The sequence below is a fragment of the Cupriavidus sp. 8B genome (assembly GCF_054589115.1).
Genome location: NZ_BAAILO010000284.1, coordinates 1 through 1,121 on the forward strand (window position 1 = coordinate 1; position 1,121 = coordinate 1,121).

The 1,121-nt window shown below is 61.0% G+C and carries 2 protein-coding genes and 1 pseudogene; all 3 read left to right on the plus strand.

Going from position 1 to position 1,121, the window contains the following annotated elements; translation table 11 throughout:
- A pseudogene (locus ACYP5B_RS27865) lies at positions 1 to 80 on the plus strand (amino acid ABC transporter permease); the annotation flags it as partial.
- 11 nt (positions 81 to 91) lie between these two features.
- Entirely contained in the window at positions 92 to 775 is a 684-nt protein-coding gene (gene gltK / locus ACYP5B_RS27870) for a glutamate/aspartate ABC transporter permease GltK (RefSeq protein WP_400095820.1), read from the plus strand.
- Positions 772 to 1,121 (plus strand): ATP-binding cassette domain-containing protein (locus ACYP5B_RS27875; RefSeq protein WP_459571849.1); only part of this gene is annotated, 350 nt, incomplete at its 3' end. The genes gltK and ACYP5B_RS27875, both read left to right, overlap by 4 nt.

A 1,121-nucleotide genomic window follows, 5' to 3' on the forward strand; every position in this document is an offset into this window, starting at 1 on the left:
TGATCAATATCGTGGTCATGCTGCTCATGCGCTGGGTTGAAGGACGCACCCGCGTGCCCGGCTTCATCGGCAGCAAGTAAGGGGACACGTCATGGCATATTCATTCGATTTCACCTCGATCAACCCCACCACGCTGGAAGTGCTGGGCGAGGGCATGCTGGTCTCGCTCAAGATCACCGCCACCGCGGTGGTGGTCGGCATCGTCTGGGGCACCATCCTGGCGATGATGCGGCTGTCTTCCGTCAAGGTGCTGAACTGGTTCGCGCAGGGCTACGTCACCATCTTCCGGTCGATCCCGCTGGTGATGGTGCTGCTATGGTTCTTCCTGATCATCCCGCAGCTCCTGCAGAAGACGTTCAACCTTTCGCAGGCATCCGACCTGCGTATGACCTCGGCGCTGATCGCCTTTGCCTTGTTCGAGGCGGCGTACTATTCCGAGATCATCCGCGCGGGTATCCAGAGCGTGTCGCGCGGGCAGATGTTTGCCGCGCAGGCCATGGGCATGACCTACGGACAGTCGATGCGGCTGGTGATCCTGCCGCAGGCCTTCCGCAACATGGTGCCGCTGCTGCTCACGCAAGGCATCATCCTGTTCCAGGATACGTCGCTGGTGTACGTGAGCGCGCTGGCGGACTTCTTTGGCCAGGCCTACGGCATCGGCGAGCGTGACGGCCGCATCGTGGAGATGCTGCTGTTCGCCGGGCTGGTGTATTTCATTATCTGTTTCTCCGCATCGCTGCTGGTCAAGCGTTACCAGAAAAAGGTGGCCGTATGATTGAAATCAACAACGTCTCCAAGTGGTACGGCGCCTTCCAGGTGCTGACCGATTGCACCACCAAGGTCGCCAAGGGCGAAGTCGTGGTGGTGTGCGGCCCGTCGGGGTCGGGCAAGTCGACGCTGATCAAGACCGTCAACGCGCTGGAGCCCTTCCAGAAGGGCGACATCACGGTGGACGGCACCTCGGTGGGCTCACCCAAGACCAACCTGCCCAAGCTGCGTTCGCGCGTGGGCATGGTGTTCCAGAACTTCGAGCTGTTCCCCCACCTGTCGATCACCGAGAACCTGACCATCGCCCAGATGAAGGTGCTCGGCCGCTCCAAGGAAGAGGCTACCGCCAAGGG

Bases quoted from the DNA above. Each gene is read 5' to 3' on its own strand.
- gltK (WP_400095820.1), top strand. From the start codon at position 92: ATGGCATATTCATTCGATTTCACCTCGATCAACCCCACCACGCTGGAA.